The following is a 21,855-nucleotide window of genomic DNA, read 5'->3' as shown; positions in this document are numbered from 1 at the left end:
CGCGTTAGTCTTGGCCTAGCTGCGCCAGCAACTCGGCCTGATGCTCATGGATTAGCGGGTCGATCACCGGGTCGAGATCGCCCTCCATGATGGTATCCAGCCGATAAAGGGTCAGGTTGATGCGATGGTCGGTGAGCCGTCCCTGGGGAAAGTTGTAGGTGCGGATGCGCTCCGAACGGTCGCCGCTGCCGACTTGCAGTTTGCGCGAAGCCGCAATTTCGGCGGCTTGTTTTTCCTGCTCGGCAGAAAGGATGCGCGATTTGAGCAGGGACATGGCTCGGGCACGGTTCTTGTGCTGAGAGCGTTCGTCCTGACATTCCACAACGATTCCGGTCGGGATATGGGTAATGCGTACCGCCGAATCGGTTCTGTTGACGTGCTGGCCTCCGGCGCCCGATGCACGATACGTATCGATGCGAAGATCGGCCGGGTTGATATCGACATCGATTTCATCAGCCTCGGGTAGTACCGCGACCGTGCAAGCGGACGTGTGTATGCGTCCCTGCGCTTCGGTTTCGGGTACGCGCTGAACGCGATGGGTACCGGCCTCGAATTTAAGGCGCGAATAAACATTCTGGCCACTGATGCGGACGATGATTTCTTTATAGCCGCCGTGCTCACCCTCGCTTTCGCTGATTACCTCGGCCTTCCATCCTTTCCGCTCGGCGTAGCGACTGTACATGCGGTATAAGTCGCCCGCAAACAGCGCGGCCTCGGCACCGCCGGTGCCGGCGCGGATTTCCAGAAAGATGTTGCGTTCGTCGTTCGGATCCCTCGGCAGCAAGAGGATCTGCAGCTCCCGTTCCAAGTCCTCCTTTCTGCTCTCGGCTTCGGCCAGTTCCTCCTTGGCCAAGCTGCGCACCTGTGGATCTTTGTCCTCAAGTAGGCCCCGGGCGTAAGCGAGGTCATCGAGCGTACCGAGATACTTGCTGAAACAGCCGACGATCGGACTGAGCTGAGCATACTCGCGACTCAAGGCGCGGAAGCGGTCCTGGTCGTTCTGAATCGACGGTTCGGCTAGAAGTGCGGTAATCTCTTCGAATCGTTGGGCAAGATGATCGAGTTTCTGGCGGATGGTTGGTTTCACGTATTAAGAGGAACTGTCTTTGAGTTGAAAAAGTTCGCGGGCAGCAGCGATCAGATCGTGGCGCTCATGGATGCCCGCCTGTTTGATCTGGACGCTAGGAATGTGAATCAATTTATTGGTGAGCAGATTCGCCAGAAGATCCAACGCTTCCTCGGGCGATTTGCCGCACCGTAAAGCTTGTTTGGCGCGTTGCAAGGCTTCGGCACGGATTTCATGGGCACGTTCGCGGAAGTCGCGAATGGTGGATGTTGCGCCCTGAGCACGAAGCCAGCCCAAAAAATGTTCCACTTCTCTATCGATGATCTCTTCGGCCTTCTTGGCAGCCTCCAGGCGCGATTTCATGTTTTCTTCGACCGTGTGCCGCAAATCGTCGACCGTGTAAAGATAAACGTCTCTCAACTGGGCGACTTCTGGTTCGATGTCGCGGGGTACGGCCAAATCCACCATGAAAATCGGCTTATGCCTGCGCGCTTTAAGAGCGCTTTCGACGCAGCCTTTACCCAGGATCGGTAATTGGCTGGCGGTCGATGAGACGACGATATCGGCCTTGGCCAAATGTTTCGGCAGTTCGGCCAAAGAAATGGCAAATCCGTTAAACTGCGCCGCCAGGGTGTGCGCCTTGTCGTATGTGCGGTTGGCGATAAGCATGCGGCCGATCTTGCTTTCGGCTAAATGGCGAGCGGTGAGTTCGATCGTCTCTCCGGCACCGATCAATATGGCGGTCTGTTCGGAGAGATCGCTAAAGATGCGCTGCGCCAGGCGCACGGCAGCGAAAGCGACAGAAACGGGACTGGAGCCTATTGCGGTATCGGTTCGGACCTTTTTCGCGGCAGTGAAGGTGTGCTGGAACAATTTGCTCAGCGTTTTTCCGAGTGTACCGGCTTCGGCTGCTGCTTGATAGGCCGATTTCATCTGTCCCAGAATCTGCGGCTCCCCCAATATCAATGAGTCGAGCCCGCAGGCGACACGAAACATATGCCGGATCGTCTCGGCGTCGGTATGGAAGTAGAGATAAGGTTGAAAGTCTTCTCTTTGAAGACGCTGCTCTTCAGCAATCCAATCGATCAGAATGTCTTGAGCGTCAGTTTCGATGTCGCAGTAGAGTTCGGTACGGTTGCACGTGGAAAGGATTGCAGCCTCCCCGATCGGGGGCAGCTGAATGAGATTTCTTAATGCAGATTTGATGCGTTCCGCGGGAAAAACCAGACGTTCTCTGATCAAAAGCGGCGCGCTGTTGTGATTCAACCCTAAGGTTAAAATGCTCATGAGCTCAAATTTCTGAGACTTTCCAAATATAATTCTAAGGAAAAACCTCAAATGCGGCCAAATACCGGAGGTTCGGGTCTATTGTTGCATGTCACGGACAGCGTACAATCTCGCCGGCTCATAAACTCAGTTTACCCCGCTTTATCTAAAGCTCGGACATGTTTATGGTCCTTCTTTGGAGGGAGGGAGAAAAGCGTTGTCATTGTCATTCAAAGTTTTTTTATCAACTTCGGCTTAGGAATTTTGCCAGTGTCGAAACGATTGGTCTGTTTGACGTGTGTCGGCGCTATCTATCTGTCGGGATGCGCGGGCCTTAATTCATCGCAGTCTTATCCTGAGGAATCATTGGAAGGGATCCGTCAAGCAGATGTCCAGGGGCTAAACCAGCATTCGGAAATTATCTATTTGCTACTCGCGGCAGAGTTGGCGGGCCAACGTGGACAGTACGAAATTGCTCTGAACAATTATTTAGAAGCCGCTAGACGCACCCAGGACCCTCAGGTCGCTGAGCGCGCGACTCAAATCGGACTTTACCTCAAGAATACCGAAAAAGCCCTGGAAGCGGCTACATTGTGGAGCGAACGCGATCCGGGAAATATTTCGGCACGTCGTATAGCAGCCCTGCTGCTGCTCAAGGCGGGGAAAACGGAGGAGGCGCTTGACCAATTGAGAGCCCTGCTGCGTCTTCCCGACGCGGACCTGGAGAATACCCTGATCGAATTAGTCAAGTGGTTGGATTCGGAGATCCCGAAGGAAGAAGGGGCGGCAGTGATGCAGCGGTTGGTTACGGAATTTCCGAAGGTTGCCGAACTGCATTTCGCTTATGCGCTTTTGGCCAGTAACAGAGGCGAGTATCAGCTTGCGCTGCAAGAAGCGGAAAAAGCCCTGGCTTTGCAACCCGATTGGAATAGAGCGCGGCTACTACAAGCGCAAGTCATGTCTCAGATGGGCGATTCCGACGCCGCCAGGGCGGCGGTTCAGAAAGCACTGGGGAGCGATCCCAACAATGTTCGCTTGCGTCTGATCTATTCCCAGTTTTTGGCGAAAGCGGGGGATTTTCGGGGGGCAGAAAGAGAGCTGGTTCGGATTTTAGAGAAGGATCCAAGCAATAATGATGCCCGTTTCGGTCTTGCTACGCTCTTGTTGGAGACTGGGCAGGTCGAGAAGGCGAAAAAAGAGTTTCTCAATTTGACGGATGTAGCGAAGTGGCGAGCGCAGGCGTATTTCTATTTGGGGTTGATTGAGGCGCGGCAGAACCGTCTCCACCATGCCCTGGAGTGGTTTGATAGGGTCAGATCGGGACCTTTGGCGTTTGATGCCAAGGTCAACGCAATTACCGCGTTGATCAATCTCGGCCGTGTGACGGAAGCGCGGCAGCGTTTGACCCAGGTGCGCAAGCAATTTCCAAACGAGGCGTTGCGGCTTTACCTGCTGGAAGCCGAGTTGCTGTCGAAAACCAAGGACTATGAAGCAGCGTTCGATTTGCTATCGGAGGGTCTGGAAGAGATGCCGGGACAGATGGAGTTGCTGTACTCCCGTGCTCTGGTCGCTGAGCAACTGGACCGCCTCGATAGTCTGGAAGCAGATTTACGCGCCGTTTTGGAAAAGAATCCGGACGATCCCAACGCGCTTAATGCCTTAGGCTATACCTTGGCTGATCGTGGTGACCGTTTGGAGGAAGCCAAGCGATATCTCGAGCGCGCGATCGAGCTCAAGCCCGATGATCCCGCGATCCTGGATAGTTACGGTTGGTTGCAATACCGGTTGGGAAACTATGAAGTAGCACTGGATTATCTGCGGCGCGCCTATGAGTCGGTCGAAGATCCCGAGATCGGGGCGCATCTGGGGGAGGTGTTGTGGGAGTCCGGGCGGTATCAGGAAGCGAAGAAGGTGTGGAAAGAGGCGCTCAAGAAAGATCCAGAGCATGAGGACATGAAGAAAATCAGGGCGAAATATCGGGAAGCGTTCGAATAGCAGACTGTGTACATTTCATACATAAAGAAGGCCAGGTTTGTTTAGGGTTCTTGTTTTTTTGGCGGTCATCGCGTTAGCTGGGTGTGCCGTTTTCGAGAAAGAACCGCCGCGTCCCGCGTTCGATCCGAAAGCCAAGAATTACGACTTGAAAGCCTGGCTCTTAGAAGGGCGAATTGGTGTGCAGACCGCGAACGACGCCTGGCAGGCCAATCTGTTTTGGGAGCACGACGCGGATCAAGATCGTTTGCGGGTTTCGGGACCTTTTAGCCAGGGTATGGTCTCCATCATCTTACAGAAAGACTTGATCTACATTAACGAAGGTGGCGGCGTTACGGAATTGTCCCGTGATCCCGATGCCATGCTAAAGGAGCGGCTCGGTTTTATCGTGCCTCTGTCGAGCCTGCGATACTGGATTGTCGGATTGCCCGATCCGAATCATACCTATACGCCGATCTATAACGAGTCGGGTTCCTTGTTGGGATTTCGGCAGGCAGGTTGGACCCTTCAGTTCCAAAATTTTATGACTGTGGAGGATCGAATCATGCCGCAGAAGATGGCGATTCAAGGCAAGGACGTGAAGCTGAAATTGGTAGCGGATAGCTGGCGCATTAAGGGGTGACAAATGGCGGATGCGGAAGTGCTTCGTCTACCTGCGCCGGCCAAGCTTAATCTAATGCTTAGGATAGTGGGGCGTCGTGACGACGGTTACCACTTGCTTCAAACCGTGTTCCAGTTCATTGATCGTTACGACTGGATTACGCTACATCGCCGGACGGACGGTCTGATTCGGCTGTTGACGCCGCTTCCCGGGGTGCCAGAAGATCAGGATCTCACGGTAAAGACCGCGCATCTTTTGCGCCGGTTTACAGGTGTTCGATACGGGGTTGATATCGAGATCGAAAAAAATCTACCTATGGGAGGGGGATTAGGAGGGGGGAGTTCGGATGCCGCAACGGTGCTGCTGGGCTTGAACGCCTTATGGAAGACGCATTTGCCTTTGCGAGACCTGATGGGTTTGGGGTTGCAGTTGGGCGCTGATGTTCCCGTTTTCGTAAATGGGCGTTCTGCGTGGGCCGAAGGAGTTGGAGAAGTATTGGCCCCGTTCGACCCGCCCGAGCCTTGGTACGTCGTCGTGGTGCCGGCTTGTCATGTGGCTACGGCGCAAATTTTTTCGGCTCCTGGTTTGACACGTAACAATAAACCGATCAAAATAACTGACTTTCTTGCGGGACAGCAGGAAAACCATTGTTTGCCTGTAGTTTCGGAATTGTACCCGGAAGTTAGAGCTGCGTTGTGCAGTCTGGGGCAGTTTGCGCGCGCCAAACTTACGGGCACCGGAGCCTGCGTGTTTGCCGCGTTTCCTGATGAAGCTGGGGCCCGGGCGGCGGCGGTGGCGTTGGAGAGCAACTGGTCCGTGTTTGTTGCGCGGGGACGGAATCGGTCTGCGCTTCATCAGGCGCTGAAACTGGCCTGAAAGGGCCGTCAACGACGTTCATTGGGGCGTAGCCAAGCGGTAAGGCACCGGGTTTTGATCCCGGCATTCCCAGGTTCGAATCCTGGCGCCCCAGCCATAGTGAATCCGATTCGACGTCTCGACCTTGGAGTGTCTTGAATGACAGACGCCTCGTTCATGGTGTTTTCCGGGAATGCCAATCCTGCCTTAGCCGAAGGTATCGTGCGTAAGCTGAATATGCGCTTGGGGATGGCGACCGTAGGGAGATTCATGGACGGCGAAATTGCGGTTGAGATTGAGGAAAATGTCCGTGGGCGCGAAGTTTTTGTGATTCAGTCCACTTGCGCCCCAATCAATGAAAATATCATGGAACTGCTTGTCATGATCGACGCATTTCGTCGGTCGTCGGCATCCGTGATCACGGCGGTGATCCCTTACTATGGGTACGCCCGACAAGATCGTCGGACAAGGTCGGCTAGAGTGCCTATTACGGCAAAGCTGGTCGCCAAGATGATTTGTGCGGCAGGGGCGGATCGAGTATTGACTGTGGACCTGCACGCGGATCAGATCCAGGGCTTTTTCGATGTCCCTGTGGACAATGTCTACGCGTCACCGATTTTGTTGGGGGACGTTTGGCGGCAGAAATATCAGAATCCGATTGTTGTTTCCCCCGATGTTGGCGGGGTGGTGAGAGCTCGGGCATTGGCGAAGCGTCTCGACGATGCTGATTTGGCGATCATCGACAAGCGCCGACCGAGGCCAAACGAAGCCAAGGTCATGAACATCATCGGCGATGTCGAGGGGCGTACCTGCATCATGATCGATGATCTGGTGGACACGGCCGGAACGCTGTGTCAAGCCGCGGCAGCGTTGAAGGAGCATGGTGCTCAGCGGGTGGTTGCGTATTGTACTCATCCAGTGCTGTCCGGGCGTGCAATACAGAATATTGAAGAATCGGTTCTAGATGAATTGGTTGTAACGGATACGATTCCGTTACGCCGTGATGCCCAGCAGTGCCAGAAAATCCGGCAGCTGAGCGTTGCCGAGATGCTGGCGGAGACAATACGTCGTATTGCAGTCGGCGAATCGGTGAGTTCCCTTTATGTAGATTGACGCGCTTTTTTGTTCACTGCTAAGAGTATTTTGGAGAAAGAGATGGTAGGCAGTTTTATATTTGAGGCGGAATCGAGAGCGGGCGTCGGTAAGCGCGAAGCGCGGCGGTTGCGTCGGGCGGGCAAGGTTCCGGCTGTAATGTATGGCGGTGGTGCTGAGCCGATTGGGCTGGTTCTAGATCACAACAAAGTTGTGAAGGGCTTGGAAAATGAGGCGATTTATTCCCATGTTTTAACCATTAAGGTCGATGGTCGGGAAGAAAAAGCCATTTTGAAAGGTTTGCAGAGACATCCGAGCAAGCCTATTGTTATGCACTTAGATTTTCAGCGGGTGAGCGGGAAAGAGAAAATCCGCGTCCACGTGCCTTTGCGCTTTATCAACCAGGATTCCTCGGTTGGTGTAAAGAAGGGTGGCGTGGTTACCCACAACCTGGTTGATGTGGAGGTGGCTTGCACCCCGGATCGTTTGCCCGAATACATTGAAGTTGATCTCGCCCAGGTTGATATCGGTCAGTCGGTCCATCTCTCGGATCTGCAAGTGGCCGAAGGGGTTGAAATTCTCGCTCTTGCGCAGGGGCCTGAACACGACCTGCCAGTGGCGACGATTCAATCTGGCAAGGTTGGCGAAGAGTCCGAAAGTACGGCTGAATAGTTTTTCGGCGGTGGTTGAGTTGGCCGGGAGAGGCTGTTGGGTACCCGGTTTAAATTGGTTGTCGGGTTGGGAAATCCGACCGCTCAATACGAAAAAACCCGGCACAATGCCGGGTTTTGGTTTGTCGACGAGATTGCGGAGACATATGGTGCTGTTTTCAGGGAGGACCGGCGTTTCCAAGGTTTAGTTGCGGCTTTGGAGTTCGGAGGCGGCAGTGTTCTGTTGTTAAAGCCGATGACATTCATGAATCGGAGTGGTCAATCGGTTGCGGCACTGGTCCGGTATTACAAAATCACTGCCGAGGAGATGCTGGTGGCTCATGACGAACTGGACTTTGCGCCCGGTGTGGTCCGGCTGAAGTGTGGCGGCGGCCATGGGGGGCATAACGGTCTAAGGGACCTGATCGACCAGTTGGGGACAGCTGGATTTTGGCGCATACGCATAGGGATCGGTCACCCAGGTAATCGCGATGAGGTCGTGCCGTACGTGCTCGGTAACCCCGGCGCCAACGAGCGGGAGTTGATCTGTCGCGCGATTTCCAGGGTAACAGAATTGTTTCCTGCCATTTTGCGGGGTGAGTTGTCTGCCGTGACCACCCGTCTCCATACCGATTCACAGAGATGATGTGTGCCGAATATTGACACCGGCGATCTAATGCCGAATAATGCACTCCTTAACCCTTGGAGGGGTTCCCGAGCGGTCAAAGGGATCAGACTGTAAATCTGACGGCTATGCCTTCGAAGGTTCGAATCCTTCCCCCTCCACCAAATTAGGTTTTGTGCGGGTGTAGTTCAGTGGTAGAACCTCAGCCTTCCAAGCTGATGGCGTGGGTTCGATTCCCATCACCCGCTCCAGCAAAATAGGCGGCGGATTTCTTGCCCATATAGCTCAGTCGGTAGAGCACTTCCTTGGTAAGGAAGAGGTCACCGGTTCAAGTCCGGTTATGGGCTCCAGTATAGATATATCGGCAATCAGATTAAGGGGTATCGGCGGATGTCCAAAGAGAAATTTACGCGCACGAAGCCGCATGTGAATGTGGGGACGATTGGTCATGTGGACCATGGGAAGACGACGCTGACGGCGGCCTTGACGAAGGTGGGAGCGGAGCGCTTTGGTGGAGAGTTCAAGGCCTATGATCAAATTGATGCGGCGCCGGAAGAGCGTGCGCGCGGTATCACGATTGCGACGGCGCATGTGGAGTATGAGTCGCCGAACCGGCACTATGCCCATGTTGATTGCCCTGGGCATGCGGACTATGTGAAGAACATGATCACGGGTGCGGCGCAGATGGATGGAGCGATTTTGGTGGTATCGGCAGCGGACGGTCCGATGCCGCAGACGCGGGAGCACATACTGTTGGCGCGTCAGGTGGGTGTGCCGTACATCGTGGTCTTTCTGAACAAGGTGGACATGGTGGACGACCCGGAGCTGTTGGAATTGGTTGAGATGGAGGTGCGCGAGCTGTTGTCGAAGTACGATTTTCCGGGGGACGACACACCGATTGTACGAGGCTCGGCATTGAAGGCGTTGGAAGGGGATCGGAGTGAGATTGGGGTGCCGGCGATTGTGAAGCTGGTGGAAGCGCTGGATGCGTACATACCGGAGCCGAAGCGCGACGTTGACAAGCCGTTCCTGATGCCGATTGAAGACGTATTTTCGATCTCGGGTCGTGGTACGGTGGTGACGGGTCGGATTGAACGCGGCAAGATCAAGGTAGGTGATGAGATCTCGATTGTGGGGCTTCGGGAGACGACGAAGACTACGTGTACGGGTGTTGAGATGTTCCGCAAGCTTCTGGATGAAGGGGTAGCGGGAGACAATGTTGGGGTGCTGTTGCGTGGCACCAAGCGGGAAGAAGTGGAGCGTGGTCAGGTTTTGGCGGCGCCGAACACGATTACGCCGCACACGCATTTTGAGGCGGAGATTTACGTATTGTCGAAGGAGGAGGGTGGACGTCATACGCCATTTTTCAACGGTTATCGGCCGCAGTTTTATTTCCGGACGACGGATGTGACGGGAGCGGTGGAGTTACCGGAAGGCGTGGAGATGGTGATGCCCGGTGACAATGTGAAGATCACGGTGAAATTGATTGCGCCGATCGCGATGGAGGAAGGTTTGCGCTTTGCGGTTCGTGAAGGCGGTCGGACCGTCGGAGCCGGCGTCGTATCCAAGATTTTGGAGTAAAGTGTGTCCCCGCATCTAGCAATGCGGGGCGCTCATCAAATCGGCAGAGTATATAGGTCAGTAGCTCAATTGGTAGAGCAGCGGTCTCCAAAACCGCAGGTTGGGGGTTCGAGTCCCTCCTGGCCTGCCATCTTTGTTACAAGATAACTTCTTTTTTCTGGTTGGAATGTTCATGGCTGCTCGAGCAGAGTCAGGTTCCTCGTTTATCGATACGGCGAAGCTCGTGCTCGCAATCGGCTTGTTGATCGCCGGAGTAGTCGGTTTTTACTACTTCTCCCAGCAGTCTTTGTTGTATCGGGTGTTGGGTGTCGTCGGTTTGTCGATTGCCTCGATCGCAATGATTTTAACCACACCACTCGGGAAAAGCTTTTGGGGTTTTTTGAAAGAAGCTAGGGTTGAGGTCAGAAAAGTGGTGTGGCCGACCCGTCAAGAGACCGTTCAGGCAACATTGATCGTTGTGGCTCTGGTTTTCTTGGTTGGTCTAATGCTGTGGCTGTTCGACATGTTCCTGTTCTGGGTGATCAGTCAGCTGACTGGTCAGGGAGCGTAGCATGGCATTGCGCTGGTACGTGGTGCATGCGTATTCCAATTTCGAGAACCAGGTAAAGCGTTCTCTAGAGGAGAGAATTAAGCGGTCGGGCCTTGAGCGTTATTTCGGCAAGATACTTGTTCCCACGGAAGAGGTTGTTGAGATGCGTATGGGGCAACAGAGGAAGAGCGAGCGCAAGTTCTTTCCGGGATACGTTCTTGTTCAGATGGAGCTGAACGACGAAACCTGGCATCTCGTTAAAGAGGTTCCGCGCGTGCTGGGTTTTATCGGTGGGACCTCGGATCGACCAGCGCCGATATCGGATCAGGAGGCCGAAGCGATATTGAGTCGGGTCGAAGAGGGTGCGACGAAACCGAAGCCAAAGGTGCTCTTTGAGGTAGGAGAGGTCGTGCGAGTCATTGAAGGTCCTTTTAAGGACTTTAATGGCGTGGTGGAAGAGGTCAATTATGAGAAAAATAAGCTTCGGGTATCCGTTTTAATTTTCGGTCGGTCGACACCAGTAGAGCTCGATTTCGGTCAGGTCGAAAAGGCTTAGCCGCTTTTCATAGTTTCCACACCGCGTGGTCCGCGGGTAGGGGAGCCTAAAGGCGTAATCACCCACCAGGAGTAATTCATGGCAAAGAAAATAACCGCTTATATCAAGCTTCAGGTGAAGGCTGGCGAAGCGAATCCCAGTCCTCCTGTAGGGCCTGCGCTCGGTCAAAGGGGCGTAAATATCATGGAGTTTTGCAAAGCATTCAATGCCCATACACAGGGCATGGAAAAAGGATTGCCCATACCGGTCATCATCACGGTATATAGCGACCGTAGTTTTACGTTCGTCACGAAAACGCCGCCGGCCTCGGTCTTGTTGAAAAAGGCGCTTGGTTTGGAGAAAGGTAGCAGCAACCCGAATACCAATAAAGTTGGAACGGTGACGCGTGAGCAGCTGGCCCAAATCGCTGCTATGAAGAGGCCGGATTTGACCGCGGCGGATATGGAAGCGGCGATTCGTACGATCGCCGGCAGCGCGCGTAGCATGGGGCTTAACGTGGAGGGGGTCTAATGGCAAAGTTGAGCAAGCGTGCGAGGGCGATCAAAGAGAGACTCCAAGCGGGAAAGCTCTATACTGCCGAGGAGGCTTTTGCCGTTTTGAAAGAGCTTTCGACGGTAAAGTTCGTCGAGTCGGTCGATGTTAGCGTAAATCTAGGAGTTGATCCGAGGAAGTCCGACCAAGCCGTTCGCGGTGCTACCGTGTTGCCTCATGGTACCGGAAAAACAGTTCGGGTAGCGGTGTTCGCGCAAGGTGCGAATGCTGATGCGGCGAGAGAAGCCGGGGCGGATATCGTCGGTATGGACGATCTGGCTGCTCAAGTAAAGGCAGGAGAGCTCAATTTTGACGTTGTGATAGCAGCGCCAGACGCAATGCGGGTCGTGGGGCAGTTGGGTCAGATTCTCGGGCCACGTGGACTCATGCCGAACCCGAAAGTGGGTACGGTGACTCCAGATGTCGCAGCGGCGGTAAGAAACGCGAAGGGAGGACAAGTCCGTTATCGAACCGATAAACGCGGCATTATTCACTGTTCGATCGGTAAAGTGAACTTTGATGTCGTGGCCTTGAAAGAGAATCTCGAGGCTCTGATATCCGACATTAAGAAGGCTAAGCCTTCTACGTCAAAGGGCGTTTATTTGAAGAAAATCACAGTATCTTCCACCATGGGGCCCGGGTTGCAGATTGATCACGGGACTCTGGCGGCATAGTTGAAACAGACTTTGGGTTGCCGGTACTGCCGGTAACCGTCAAAGACCGCGGGTGCGCCTTGTGCGCTTAATCGACAAAGCCCGCGCAGACGGTGTACTGAAGCCGTTATCGGTGAAAGGAGCCGTTTTTTGGGACGTCCTGAAACAGGATGTTTTGTTGGCTCTGAATGGTTCCCAACTGTTCAGACTTCTACCGGAGGTATTTAAGTGGCGCTAAGACTCGATGACAAGAAAGCCGTCGTCGCAGAAGTCGCTGCTGTTGCCGCTCGAGCTCACTCTGCAGTGGCTGCAGAGTATCGTGGGTTAACCGTTTCTGAATTGACTGACCTTCGCAAAGTTGCGCGTGAATCCGGTGTTTATCTAAGGGTGATCAAGAATACCCTGGCCCGTAGGGCCATTGAAGGCACCGAGTTTGCTTGCATGAAGGATGGTCTGGTCGGCCCGTTGATCCTGGCTTTTTCCATGGAAGATCCAGGGTCGGCTGCGCGCGTTGTTCAGGATTTCTCGAAGCAGCACGAGAAGCTTGTTGTAAAGCTGGTTGCTGTAGGGGGAAAACTTTACGGCGCATCGGAGATCGATCGGTTAGCCAAGCTCCCGACGAAAGAACAAGCTTTGGCTATGTTGATGGGCGTGATGAAAGCGCCGATCGAGAAGTTCGTGAGAACTCTAGCGGAGCCTCACGCAAAGCTGGTACGGACGGTGGCGGCAATACGCGATCAAAAGCAGGCAGCATAAGCAACAAGCTTTACTTTTGGAGTATTTCGATGGCTGTATCTAAAGAAGATATTTTGGAAACCATTGCCAATATGACGGTGATGGAGGTGGTGGATCTGATTTCCGCCATGGAAGAAAAATTCGGCGTGTCGGCGGCGGCTGCGGTAGCCGTGGCTGCACCGGCAGCAGCAGCGGCGGCACCGGCGGCCGAAGAAAAGACCGAATTCGACGTCGTTATGACGAGCTTCGGCGATAACAAGGTGAACGTGATCAAAGTGATCCGTGCTATCACCGGTTTGGGCTTGAAAGAAGCCAAAGACCTTGTGGAAGGTGTTCCATCGACCGTCAAGGAGGGAGTCAGTAAGCAAGAAGCCGAAGATATCAAGAAACAGTTGGTCGAAGCCGGCGCAGCAGTTGAAATTAAATAATTGTTGCGTGGCCTGAACCAAGTCGATCCCTTTGAGGCTGGCAGCTTTTGGCTGCCGGCCTTTTGGCGCTTGCAACGATCTATTGTAAAAGTGTAGCTCGCCCCCGGGCGGCGAGCAGTTGAGGCTTACAGTGCAACCAAGTCGCTGGCCGAATTACTTCTACCGTCCTATGTCTAATTTTAATCTGCAAGTGGTCATCCGAGTCTTCTAATCCCTCTTAGAGATTGTGGTTATTTCGTTTGAATACTTAAGGTAAGGAACCACTATGGCCTACTCTTTCACCGAGAAAAAACGCATTCGTAACAGTTTTGGCAAGCGTCGTGAAGTACTTGAAGTTCCCTATCTTTTAGCAACACAGGTCGATTCATACAAGAGATTTCTCCAGGCCGATGTTCCTCCCAGTAAACGCGTCGACGAGGGGTTGCATGCCGCGTTAAAGTCGGTATTTCCGATCGAGAGCCATACTGGGCATGCCGTTTTAGAATACGTAAGTTACTCTCTGGGCGAGCCCACGTTCGATGTCAAAGAATGTCAGCAGCGCGGTGCCAATTACGCGGCACCCTTGCGGGTGTTAGTGCGATTGGTGATCTACGACCGCGACGCGCCGGCGAGCGCAAAGGTCGTGAAGGATATCAAAGAGCAGGAAATTTACATGGGCGAAATTCCGCTCATGACTGAGACGGGTACTTTCATCATTAACGGAACGGAACGTGTTATTGTCTCGCAATTGCATCGTTCGCCGGGTGTGTTTTTCGATCACGACCGCGGTAAAACCCACTCGTCCGGAAAGCTGTTGTTTAACGCCCGGATCATCCCTTATCGGGGGTCCTGGCTCGACTTCGAGTTCGATCACAAAGACTGCGTTTACGTACGAATAGACCGTCGGAGAAAGTTGCCGGCTACTGTTCTCTTGCGGGCTCTCGGCTACGACAACGAAGAGATCATCAAGCTGTTTTTCGAAACCAATCGTTTTTCGTTCACCGAACATGGGATTTTGCTTGACCTGATTCCCGAGCGTCTGCGCGGCGATATCGCCAGCTTCGATATCAAAGTTGATGGGCAGACGATTGTCGAGAAAGGGCACAGAATCACGGCTCGACACATTCGACAGATGGATAAAGCTGGGCTCAAGCAACTGGCTGTGCCGAGGGATTACCTCTATGGCAAGATTCTCGCGCATAATGTGATCGCTCCGAGTACAGGAGAGTTGGTGGCCAAGGTGAACGACGAGATCACGGAGGATCTTCTGAACCGTATCATTGCAGCCGGTATCGAGGCCATCGATACGTTGTACATCAACGATCTAGACCGCGGGCCATATATTTCGAATGCCATGCGGATCGATACAACCGAGACCCAGCTCGATGCGTTGGTGGAAATCTATCGCATGATGCGGCCCGGCGAGCCGCCCGCTAAAGAGGCTGCTCAGACGCTGTTCGATAACCTTTTCTTCTCGCCCGATCGATACGACCTGTCGCCGGTTGGCAGGATGAAGTTCAATCGCCGGCTCGGGCGCTCGGAGATCACGGGACCGGGCGTGCTGACCAAAGAAGACATCATTGATGTCCTTAAGGAACTCATCAATATTCGAAACGGCATTGGGACGGTCGACGATATCGACCATTTGGGCAACCGCCGTGTCCGCTCCGTCGGGGAAATGGTCGAAAATCAATTCCGGCTGGGGCTTGTCCGTGTCGAGCGCGCGGTCAAGGAGCGCCTGTCTATGGCCGACGCCGAGAACCTGATGCCGCAGGAAATCATCAATGCGAAACCTGTTGCAGCATCTATCAAAGAGTTCTTCGGTTCGAGCCAGTTGTCGCAGTTCATGGATCAGAACAACCCATTGTCCGAAGTGACCCACAAGCGCAGGGTTTCGGCCCTGGGGCCGGGTGGCCTCGCTCGGGAGCGCGCGGGTTTCGAGGTGCGCGACGTTCACACAACCCACTATGGACGTGTCTGCCCCATTGAAACGCCGGAAGGACCGAATATCGGCCTCATCAATTCATTGGCGGTTTACGCTCGCACCAATGAATACGGATTTCTCGAGACTCCATACCGTAAGGTAGTCAACGGTGTCGTCACCGACGAGATCGAGTATCTGTCCGCCATCGAAGAGGGCAAATATTTCATCGCTCAGGCGAGCGCAAAAGTCGATGAAAACGGCCGCTTGGTCGATGATTTGGTTTCTTGCCGGCATAAAGATGAATTCACCCTCGCGTCGGCCGATCAAATCAATTACATGGACGTGTCGTCACGCCAGATCGTGTCGGTCGCGGCATCGTTGATTCCATTCCTGGAGCACGACGACGCCAACCGGGCATTGATGGGATCCAACATGCAGCGCCAGGCCGTACCGACACTGCGGACCGAGAAACCCTTGGTCGGTACAGGCATGGAGCGCATCGTCGCTCGGGATTCGGGGGTGACGGTCATTGCTAAGCGTGGTGGGACAGTCGAATTCGTCGATGCCAGCCGCATCGTCGTGCGCGTGAACGACGACGAGACCGAAGCGGGCGTGCCGGGTGTGGATATCTACAATCTGACCAAATATACGCGCTCGAACCAGAACACGTGCATCAACCAAAAGCCGCTGGTGAAGCTGGGTGACAGAGTCGCGAAAGGCGACATCCTCGCCGATGGACCGTCTACTGACATGGGCGAGCTAGCCTTGGGTCAAAACCTTCTTGTCGCGTTCATGCCCTGGAACGGATACAACTTCGAGGACTCTATTCTGATTTCGGAACGGGTGGTACAGGACGATCGTTTCACGACCATCCACATCGAGGAAAAAACCTGCGTTGCTCGCGATACCAAACTCGGGCCTGAAGAAATTACCGCTGACATACCCAACGTAGGCGAAGCCGCGCTGGCCAAGCTGGACGAATCCGGGATCGTCTATATCGGCGCCGAGGTAAAGGCAGGCGATATCCTGGTGGGCAAGGTCACACCCAAAGGCGAGACCCAGCTGACCCCCGAGGAAAAACTGCTTCGGGCTATTTTCGGAGAAAAAGCGTCGGACGTAAAAGACACGTCCTTGCGTGTACCGTCCGGTATGGATGGCACCGTCATTGACGTTCAAGTGTTTACCCGCGACGGCGTTAAAAAGGACGACAGGGCGAAGCAGATCGAGCAGGCGGAGATCGAGCGGGTCAAGAAGGATCTGAACGACCAGTTGCGGATCATCGAGAAGGACTTTTACCAGCGTGTGGAGCAGATGCTGCTGGGAAAAACGGCTGAATCGGGCCCGAACAGACTGCGCTCCGGAGACGTGATTACCCGAGAGTACCTGGATGGATTGAAACAGTCCCAATGGCTTGAGATTCGCTTACAAGATGAAGACTTGAACGTTCAACTCGAAGCCATCGCCGAGCAGATTGCTCAGCAGCGCGAAGAGATGAACAAGCGGCTGGAAGAGAAAAAGAAGAAGATCGCGATGGGCGACGATTTGCCGCCCGGTGTTTTGAAGATGGTCAAGGTCTACCTGGCCGTCAAGCGTCGAATCCAGCCGGGCGACAAGATGGCGGGGCGTCACGGTAACAAGGGCGTCATATCCCAAATCGTGCCGGTTGAGGATATGCCTTATCTCGCGGATGGAACCCCGGTGGACATCGTGCTCAATCCGCTTGGCGTGCCTTCCCGGATGAATGTCGGCCAGGTGTTGGAGACCCATCTAGGCTGGGCGGCCAAAGGTTTGGGACTGAAGATCGGCAAAATGCTGGATGCGAAGGCCAAGATCGAGGAAATCCGTCAGTTCTTGAAGGAGATTTATAACTGTAGCGGTAAGAAAGAAGACCTGGATGAGCTGTCCGACAGCGAGATTCTCGAACTCGCAGCCAATCTCCGCGAAGGGGTGCCCATGGCCACACCAGTTTTCGATGGCGCCAGCGAGGAAGATATCAAGACTATGCTGCGCCTCGCGGATCTCCCCGAAAGCGGTCAGACCTGGTTGATCGACGGACGTACCGGCGAAGTCTTCGATAGGCCCGTCACGGTCGGCTATATGTACATGCTTAAGCTCAACCACTTGGTCGACGACAAAATGCACGCCCGTTCCACCGGCCCGTATAGCCTGGTTACCCAGCAACCTTTGGGCGGCAAGGCCCAGTTTGGCGGCCAGCGCTTCGGAGAAATGGAAGTCTGGGCGCTAGAAGCGTACGGCGCGGCTTATACCCTCCAGGAGATGCTCACGGTCAAGTCGGACGACGTCACCGGGCGCACCAAGATCTATAAGAACATTGTCGATGGTGACCATCGCATGGAGGCGGCCATGCCCGAGTCGTTCAACGTCTTGATCAAAGAGATTCGTTCCCTGGGTATCAACATCGAGTTGGAACAGGACTAATAGGCTAGCGGCTGAATCCGGACCTTCAGACGGTCCAGATTGGCAGAACCGACTTTAGGAGAACCTCTGTGAAAGATCTCATCAACTTCTTAAAGCGTCAAAACCAGGCGGAAGAGTTCGATAGCATCCGCATCAGTCTTGCTTCGCCCGATATGATTCGGTCCTGGTCTTACGGGGAAGTGAAAAAGCCCGAAACGATCAACTATCGTACCTTCAAGCCCGAGCGAGATGGTTTGTTCTGCGCAAAGATATTCGGTCCGGTCAGTGATTATGAATGTCTTTGCGGGAAGTACAAACGCCTGAAACATCGTGGGGTCATATGCGAAAAGTGCGGCGTTGAAGTCACGTTGTCTAAAGTTCGCCGTGAGCGCATGGGCCATATCGAACTGGCCAGCCCGGTCGCACATATTTGGTTTCTGAAATCGCTGCCTTCCCGCATCGCGTTGCTGCTCGACATGACCCTGCGTGAGATCGAGCGCGTGCTCTACTTCGAGTCCTACGTGGTTATCGATCCTGGTATGACCCCTCTCACGCGCGGTCAGCTGTTGACCGAAGAGGAGTATCAGCAGGCTGTGCAGCAGCACGGCGATGAGTTCGTCGCGAAGATGGGAGCCGAGGCGATCTACGAGATGCTGAAGACTATGGACCTCCACAAGGAGGTTGCCAAGCTTCGCGAAGAGATCGATTCGACCAACTCGGAAACGAAAATCAAGAAGCACACCAAGCGTCTAAAGGCGATCGAGTCCTTGATCTCATCCAACAACCGGCCAGAGTGGATGATTCTGACGGTGTTGCCAGTGTTGCCGCCGGAGTTGCGTCCGCTCGTTCCCCTCGACGGTGGCCGTTTCGCCACCTCGGATTTGAACGACCTGTACCGTCGAGTGATCAACCGCAACAATCGCCTGAAACGGCTGCTCGATCTCAATGCGCCGGATATTATCGTGCGCAATGAGAAACGCATGCTTCAGGAAGCGGTCGACGCCCTGCTCGACAACGGCCGCCGCGGGCGCGCCATAACCGGCTCGAACAAGCGTCCGCTGAAATCGCTGGCCGACATGATCAAGGGAAAACAGGGGCGTTTCCGCCAAAACCTGCTGGGAAAACGCGTGGACTATTCCGGCCGTTCGGTCATCGTGGTTGGTCCTACCCTGAAGCTGCACCAGTGCGGCTTGCCGAAGAAAATGGCGCTTGAATTGTTCAAGCCGTTCATCTTCAGCAAACTTCAGTTCCGCGGGCTTGCGACCACAATCAAGGCCGCCAAGAAGATGGTAGAAAAGGAAAGCCCGGAGGTCTGGGATATCCTCGACGAGGTGATCCGCGAACACCCGGTTTTGCTGAACCGTGCGCCTACCTTGCACAGGCTCGGTATTCAAGCGTTCGAACCGATACTGATCGAAGGCAAGGCGATCCAGTTGCATCCGCTGGTTTGTACGGCCTTCAACGCCGACTTCGACGGCGATCAGATGGCGGTCCATGTTCCGCTTTCTTTGGAAGCGCAACTGGAAGCCCGCACCTTGATGATGGCGACGAACAACATACTATCGCCGGCCAACGGCGAGCCCATCATCAATCCGACCCAAGATGTGGTGTTGGGGCTCTATTACATGAGCCGCGAGCGGCTCAATGCCAAGGGAACCGGCATGGTTTTTGCTGATGTGGCTGAGGTTCAGCGCGCATTCCAAACCAAGGCTGTCGACATCCACGCTCGGGTGAACGTCCGTATAGAGGAGACCACTTTTGGGGAAAACGGCGAGAAAAAGACTGTCCGTAAACGGGTCGACACCGTCGTAGGACGCGCCCTGATTTGGACCATCGTACCGGAGGGAATTCCGTTCGACATGGTCAATCAGGATATGACCAAAAAGGCGATTTCCAAGCTGATCAATCACTGCTATCGCACTTTGGGTATCAAAGCTACGGTCGTATTTGCCGATCAGCTGATGTACCTCGGCTTTTCTCACGCGACACGCGCCGGTATCTCTTTCGGTGTCGACGATATGGCCATCCCGACCCGGAAGGAAGAAATCATCGCGGCCGCGGAACAGGAGGTGAAGGAAATCCAGAACCAGTACGCTTCTGGCCTGGTGACTGACGGGGAACGCTACAACAAAGTGGTTGATATCTGGTCTCATGCGAACGACCAGGTCGCCAAGGTGATGATGGAAGGATTGGGTACGGAAAAAGTTGAGTTACCGGACGGGCGAATCGCAGAACAGAAGTCGTTCAACTCGATCTTCATGATGGCCGACTCCGGCGCGCGCGGTTCAGCGGCACAGATCCGCCAGTTGTCCGGTATGCGCGGCCTTATGGCGAAACCGGACGGGTCGATCATCGAGACGCCCATTACCGCCAACTTCCGGGAAGGATTGGACGTTCTTCAATACTTTATCTCGACACACGGCGCTCGCAAGGGTCTCGCCGATACCGCACTCAAGACTGCAAACTCGGGTTATCTCACGCGCCGGCTTGTCGATGTCGCCCAGGATTTGGTCGTCACCGAAGAGGATTGCGGTACCACTGACGGTTTGCTTATGTCGCCTCTGATCGAAGGCGGCGATGTGGTCGAGCCGCTGGCGGAGCGGGTGCTCGGGCGCGCATTGGCTGAAGATGTCAGAGATCCGTCGACTCAGGAATTGCTTTTGACCGCCGGCACGATTCTCGACGAACACGCGGTAAGTATCCTAGAGGCCCATAGCGTCGATAACGTCCGCGTACGTTCGGTCATCTGCTGCCAGACTCGTTACGGCGTTTGTGCGACCTGCTACGGGCGCGATCTGGGACGCGGGCATAAGGTCAATATCGGGGAGGCCATCGGGGTCATCGCAGCCCAGTCGATCGGCGAACCCGGCACCCAGCTGACCATGCGTACCTTCCATATCGGTGGTGCGGCATCACGGTCCGCAGCCATCAGCAACGTGGAGGTCAAGTCCTCGGGGACGATCAAGTTGACCAATCTGAAGACAGTCGTCAACAAAGACGGCAATTTGGTCGCTGTCTCGCGTTCCGGTGAAGTGAGCGTGATCGACGAGCACGGACGTGAGCGTGAACGCTACAAGATTCCGTACGGCGCCGTTCTATCGGTGCGGGAGGGCAGCCAGGTCAAAGCAGGTCAGGTCGTGGTGAATTGGGATCCCCATACCCACCCGGTTGTGACCGAAGTCAAAGGATATGCCAAGCTGGTGGATTTCATCGAAGGTGTCACGGTTCGCGAGCAATCGGACGAAGTGACCGGTTTGAGCTCCATGGTGGTCATCGATCCCAAACAGAGGGGCAGTGCGGGCAAGGATTTGCGGCCGATGGTCAAGCTGGTCGACGAGCAGGGGAACGATATTCGGATTCCAGCGACCGATATCGCGGCTCAATACTTCCTGCCGGCCGGAGCCATTATCGGTATTCGCGATGGCGATTTGGTACAAGTGGGCGATGTCCTGGCGAGGATTCCTCAGGAGTCGAGCAAGACCCGCGACATTACTGGTGGTCTGCCTCGGGTCGCAGACTTGTTCGAGGCGCGCAAGACAAAGGATCCCGCAATCTTGGCGGAGGCGACCGGTACCGTCAGTTTCGGCAAAGAGACCAAAGGCAAGCGCCGTATCATCATCACCGATGCTCACGGCAATCAGCATGAGGTGCTCATCCCGAAATGGCGTCACATCACGGTGTTCGAGGGCGAGCATGTGGAACAGGGGGAAACGATTGCCGAAGGCGATCTCACACCGCATGATATCCTGCGGCTACGCGGAGTCGCCGAGCTGGCGTCGTATTTGGTGAAGGAAATTCAGGACGTTTACCGCTTGCAGGGCGTTAAGATCAACGATAAGCACATCGAGGTCATCATTCGCCAGATGTTGCGTAAGGTCGAAATAACCGATCCCGGCGATACCGCATTCCTGAAGGGTGAGCAGGTCGACCGGGCACGGGTTCTGGAAGAGAACGACAGGATCGAGGCCGAAGGTAAGATTCCGGCGTGCTATGAGCCGGTGCTCTTGGGTATTACGAAAGCCTCGCTGTCCACCGAGTCGTTCATTTCCGCTGCATCCTTCCAGGAAACCACCCGTGTTCTGACGGAAGCAGCCATCCGCGGGATGAGCGACAAGCTGCTTGGGTTGAAGGAAAACGTCATCGTTGGCCGCTTGATTCCCGCCGGAACCGGCTTGGCCTATCATCTGGACCGCAAACGCCGAGCCAAACTGGCCGAGGGTGAGGAAGTCGAGGCAACAAGCGCTATCAACGCTGGCGATGTGGAAGAGGCCTTGAAGCAGGCGCTAAGCATGTAATAAGACATGCTTCGAAGCGGCGAGCCGGTCGTGTCGACTCGCCGCTTTTTGTATCCAACAATTGTCAAATAGTGATTAA

The 21,855-nt window shown here is 54.6% G+C and carries 17 protein-coding genes and 5 tRNA genes; 20 read left to right on the top strand and 2 right to left on the bottom strand.

What is annotated here, in order from left to right:
* Positions 1-4: 4 nt before the first annotated feature.
* Both prfA and hemA read right to left on the bottom strand, forming a co-directional pair.
* Positions 5-1,087 (bottom strand): peptide chain release factor 1, encoded by a 1,083-nt coding sequence (prfA, locus tag QEN43_RS11480; protein ID WP_026611356.1) that lies wholly within the window; start codon positions 1,085-1,087, stop codon positions 5-7.
* A gap of 3 nt (positions 1,088-1,090) precedes the next feature.
* Positions 1,091-2,353, bottom strand: coding sequence for a glutamyl-tRNA reductase (hemA, locus tag QEN43_RS11475; RefSeq protein ID WP_026611357.1), 1,263 nt, complete (start codon positions 2,351-2,353; stop codon positions 1,091-1,093).
* A gap of 345 nt (positions 2,354-2,698) precedes the next feature.
* Between hemA and QEN43_RS11470 the strand changes: the two genes are divergently transcribed.
* From QEN43_RS11470 to rpoC, 20 genes are all read left to right on the top strand, one after another.
* The gene (locus tag QEN43_RS11470; RefSeq protein WP_235726668.1) at positions 2,699-4,327 is read left to right on the top strand and encodes a tetratricopeptide repeat protein; all 1,629 of its coding nucleotides are present in this window, start codon (positions 2,699-2,701) and stop codon (positions 4,325-4,327) included.
* 37 nt (positions 4,328-4,364) lie between these two features.
* Positions 4,365-4,946, top strand: a complete 582-nt coding sequence (lolB, locus tag QEN43_RS11465) for a lipoprotein insertase outer membrane protein LolB (protein ID WP_051331911.1) — start codon at positions 4,365-4,367, stop codon at positions 4,944-4,946.
* Positions 4,947-4,949: 3 nt separating this feature from the next.
* Entirely contained in the window at positions 4,950-5,801 is an 852-nt protein-coding gene (gene ispE, locus QEN43_RS11460; RefSeq protein WP_026611360.1) for a 4-(cytidine 5'-diphospho)-2-C-methyl-D-erythritol kinase, read from the top strand.
* Between the two features lie 22 nt (positions 5,802-5,823).
* Positions 5,824-5,898 (top strand) — tRNA-Gln (locus QEN43_RS11455).
* Between the two features lie 41 nt (positions 5,899-5,939).
* Positions 5,940-6,893: a ribose-phosphate diphosphokinase gene (locus QEN43_RS11450; RefSeq protein ID WP_026611361.1), complete on the top strand. Its 954-nt coding sequence runs from the start codon at positions 5,940-5,942 to the stop codon at positions 6,891-6,893.
* A gap of 42 nt (positions 6,894-6,935) precedes the next feature.
* Positions 6,936-7,544, top strand: a complete 609-nt coding sequence (locus QEN43_RS11445; RefSeq protein WP_026611362.1) for a 50S ribosomal protein L25/general stress protein Ctc — start codon at positions 6,936-6,938, stop codon at positions 7,542-7,544.
* Positions 7,545-7,580: 36 nt separating this feature from the next.
* Positions 7,581-8,168 (top strand): aminoacyl-tRNA hydrolase, encoded by a 588-nt coding sequence (gene pth, locus QEN43_RS11440; RefSeq protein ID WP_026611363.1) that lies wholly within the window; start codon positions 7,581-7,583, stop codon positions 8,166-8,168.
* A 58-nt stretch (positions 8,169-8,226) separates the two neighbouring features.
* Positions 8,227-8,311 (top strand) — tRNA-Tyr (locus QEN43_RS11435).
* A gap of 13 nt (positions 8,312-8,324) precedes the next feature.
* A tRNA-Gly gene (locus QEN43_RS11430) sits at positions 8,325-8,398 on the top strand.
* 23 nt (positions 8,399-8,421) lie between these two features.
* Positions 8,422-8,497, top strand: a tRNA-Thr gene (locus QEN43_RS11425).
* A gap of 40 nt (positions 8,498-8,537) precedes the next feature.
* Positions 8,538-9,728: an elongation factor Tu gene (gene tuf / locus QEN43_RS11420; protein ID WP_026609161.1), complete on the top strand. Its 1,191-nt coding sequence runs from the start codon at positions 8,538-8,540 to the stop codon at positions 9,726-9,728.
* Between the two features lie 54 nt (positions 9,729-9,782).
* A tRNA-Trp gene (locus tag QEN43_RS11415) sits at positions 9,783-9,858 on the top strand.
* A gap of 42 nt (positions 9,859-9,900) precedes the next feature.
* Entirely contained in the window at positions 9,901-10,278 is a 378-nt protein-coding gene (secE, locus tag QEN43_RS11410) for a preprotein translocase subunit SecE (RefSeq protein ID WP_026611364.1), read from the top strand.
* 1 nt (position 10,279) lies between these two features.
* A complete protein-coding gene (gene nusG, locus QEN43_RS11405; RefSeq protein WP_026611365.1) occupies positions 10,280-10,813 on the top strand; it encodes a transcription termination/antitermination protein NusG in 534 nt (177 codons plus the stop codon).
* Positions 10,814-10,891: 78 nt separating this feature from the next.
* Positions 10,892-11,323 carry a 50S ribosomal protein L11 gene (gene rplK, locus QEN43_RS11400; RefSeq protein ID WP_026611366.1) on the top strand — a complete coding sequence of 144 codons (432 nt, stop codon included), beginning with the start codon at positions 10,892-10,894 and terminating at the stop codon, positions 11,321-11,323.
* Positions 11,323-12,018 carry a 50S ribosomal protein L1 gene (rplA, locus tag QEN43_RS11395; protein ID WP_026611367.1) on the top strand — a complete coding sequence of 232 codons (696 nt, stop codon included), beginning with the start codon at positions 11,323-11,325 and terminating at the stop codon, positions 12,016-12,018. The genes rplK and rplA overlap by 1 nt, the downstream gene beginning before the upstream one ends.
* A gap of 207 nt (positions 12,019-12,225) precedes the next feature.
* A complete protein-coding gene (gene rplJ / locus QEN43_RS11390) occupies positions 12,226-12,753 on the top strand; it encodes a 50S ribosomal protein L10 (protein WP_317963253.1) in 528 nt (175 codons plus the stop codon).
* A gap of 29 nt (positions 12,754-12,782) precedes the next feature.
* A complete protein-coding gene (gene rplL, locus QEN43_RS11385) occupies positions 12,783-13,160 on the top strand; it encodes a 50S ribosomal protein L7/L12 (protein WP_026611369.1) in 378 nt (125 codons plus the stop codon).
* A gap of 265 nt (positions 13,161-13,425) precedes the next feature.
* On the top strand, positions 13,426-17,502 hold the full coding sequence (rpoB, locus tag QEN43_RS11380) for a DNA-directed RNA polymerase subunit beta (protein WP_026611370.1): 4,077 nt from the start codon (positions 13,426-13,428) through the stop codon (positions 17,500-17,502).
* Positions 17,503-17,582: 80 nt separating this feature from the next.
* Positions 17,583-21,776 (top strand): DNA-directed RNA polymerase subunit beta', encoded by a 4,194-nt coding sequence (rpoC, locus tag QEN43_RS11375; protein ID WP_026611371.1) that lies wholly within the window; start codon positions 17,583-17,585, stop codon positions 21,774-21,776.
* Positions 21,777-21,855 lie beyond the last annotated feature (79 nt).

It is taken from the genome of Methylocaldum szegediense (genome assembly GCF_949769195.1).
In the GTDB taxonomy this organism is placed as follows: Bacteria; Pseudomonadota; Gammaproteobacteria; order Methylococcales; family Methylococcaceae; genus Methylocaldum; species Methylocaldum szegediense.
The sequence above is the reverse complement of the archived record's forward strand: the minus strand, read 5'-3'. Positions and strand labels throughout refer to the sequence as shown.

Bases quoted from the DNA above. Each gene is read 5' to 3' on its own strand.
- hemA (WP_026611357.1), bottom strand. From the start codon at position 2,353: ATGAGCATTTTAACCTTAGGGTTGAATCACAACAGCGCGCCGCTTTTG.
- ispE (WP_026611360.1), top strand. From the start codon at position 4,950: ATGGCGGATGCGGAAGTGCTTCGTCTACCTGCGCCGGCCAAGCTTAAT.
- QEN43_RS11450 (WP_026611361.1), top strand. From the start codon at position 5,940: ATGACAGACGCCTCGTTCATGGTGTTTTCCGGGAATGCCAATCCTGCC.
- QEN43_RS11445 (WP_026611362.1), top strand. From the start codon at position 6,936: ATGGTAGGCAGTTTTATATTTGAGGCGGAATCGAGAGCGGGCGTCGGT.
- tuf (WP_026609161.1), top strand. From the start codon at position 8,538: ATGTCCAAAGAGAAATTTACGCGCACGAAGCCGCATGTGAATGTGGGG.
- secE (WP_026611364.1), top strand. From the start codon at position 9,901: ATGGCTGCTCGAGCAGAGTCAGGTTCCTCGTTTATCGATACGGCGAAG.
- nusG (WP_026611365.1), top strand. From the start codon at position 10,280: ATGGCATTGCGCTGGTACGTGGTGCATGCGTATTCCAATTTCGAGAAC.
- rplK (WP_026611366.1), top strand. From the start codon at position 10,892: ATGGCAAAGAAAATAACCGCTTATATCAAGCTTCAGGTGAAGGCTGGC.
- rplA (WP_026611367.1), top strand. From the start codon at position 11,323: ATGGCAAAGTTGAGCAAGCGTGCGAGGGCGATCAAAGAGAGACTCCAA.
- rplL (WP_026611369.1), top strand. From the start codon at position 12,783: ATGGCTGTATCTAAAGAAGATATTTTGGAAACCATTGCCAATATGACG.
- rpoB (WP_026611370.1), top strand. From the start codon at position 13,426: ATGGCCTACTCTTTCACCGAGAAAAAACGCATTCGTAACAGTTTTGGC.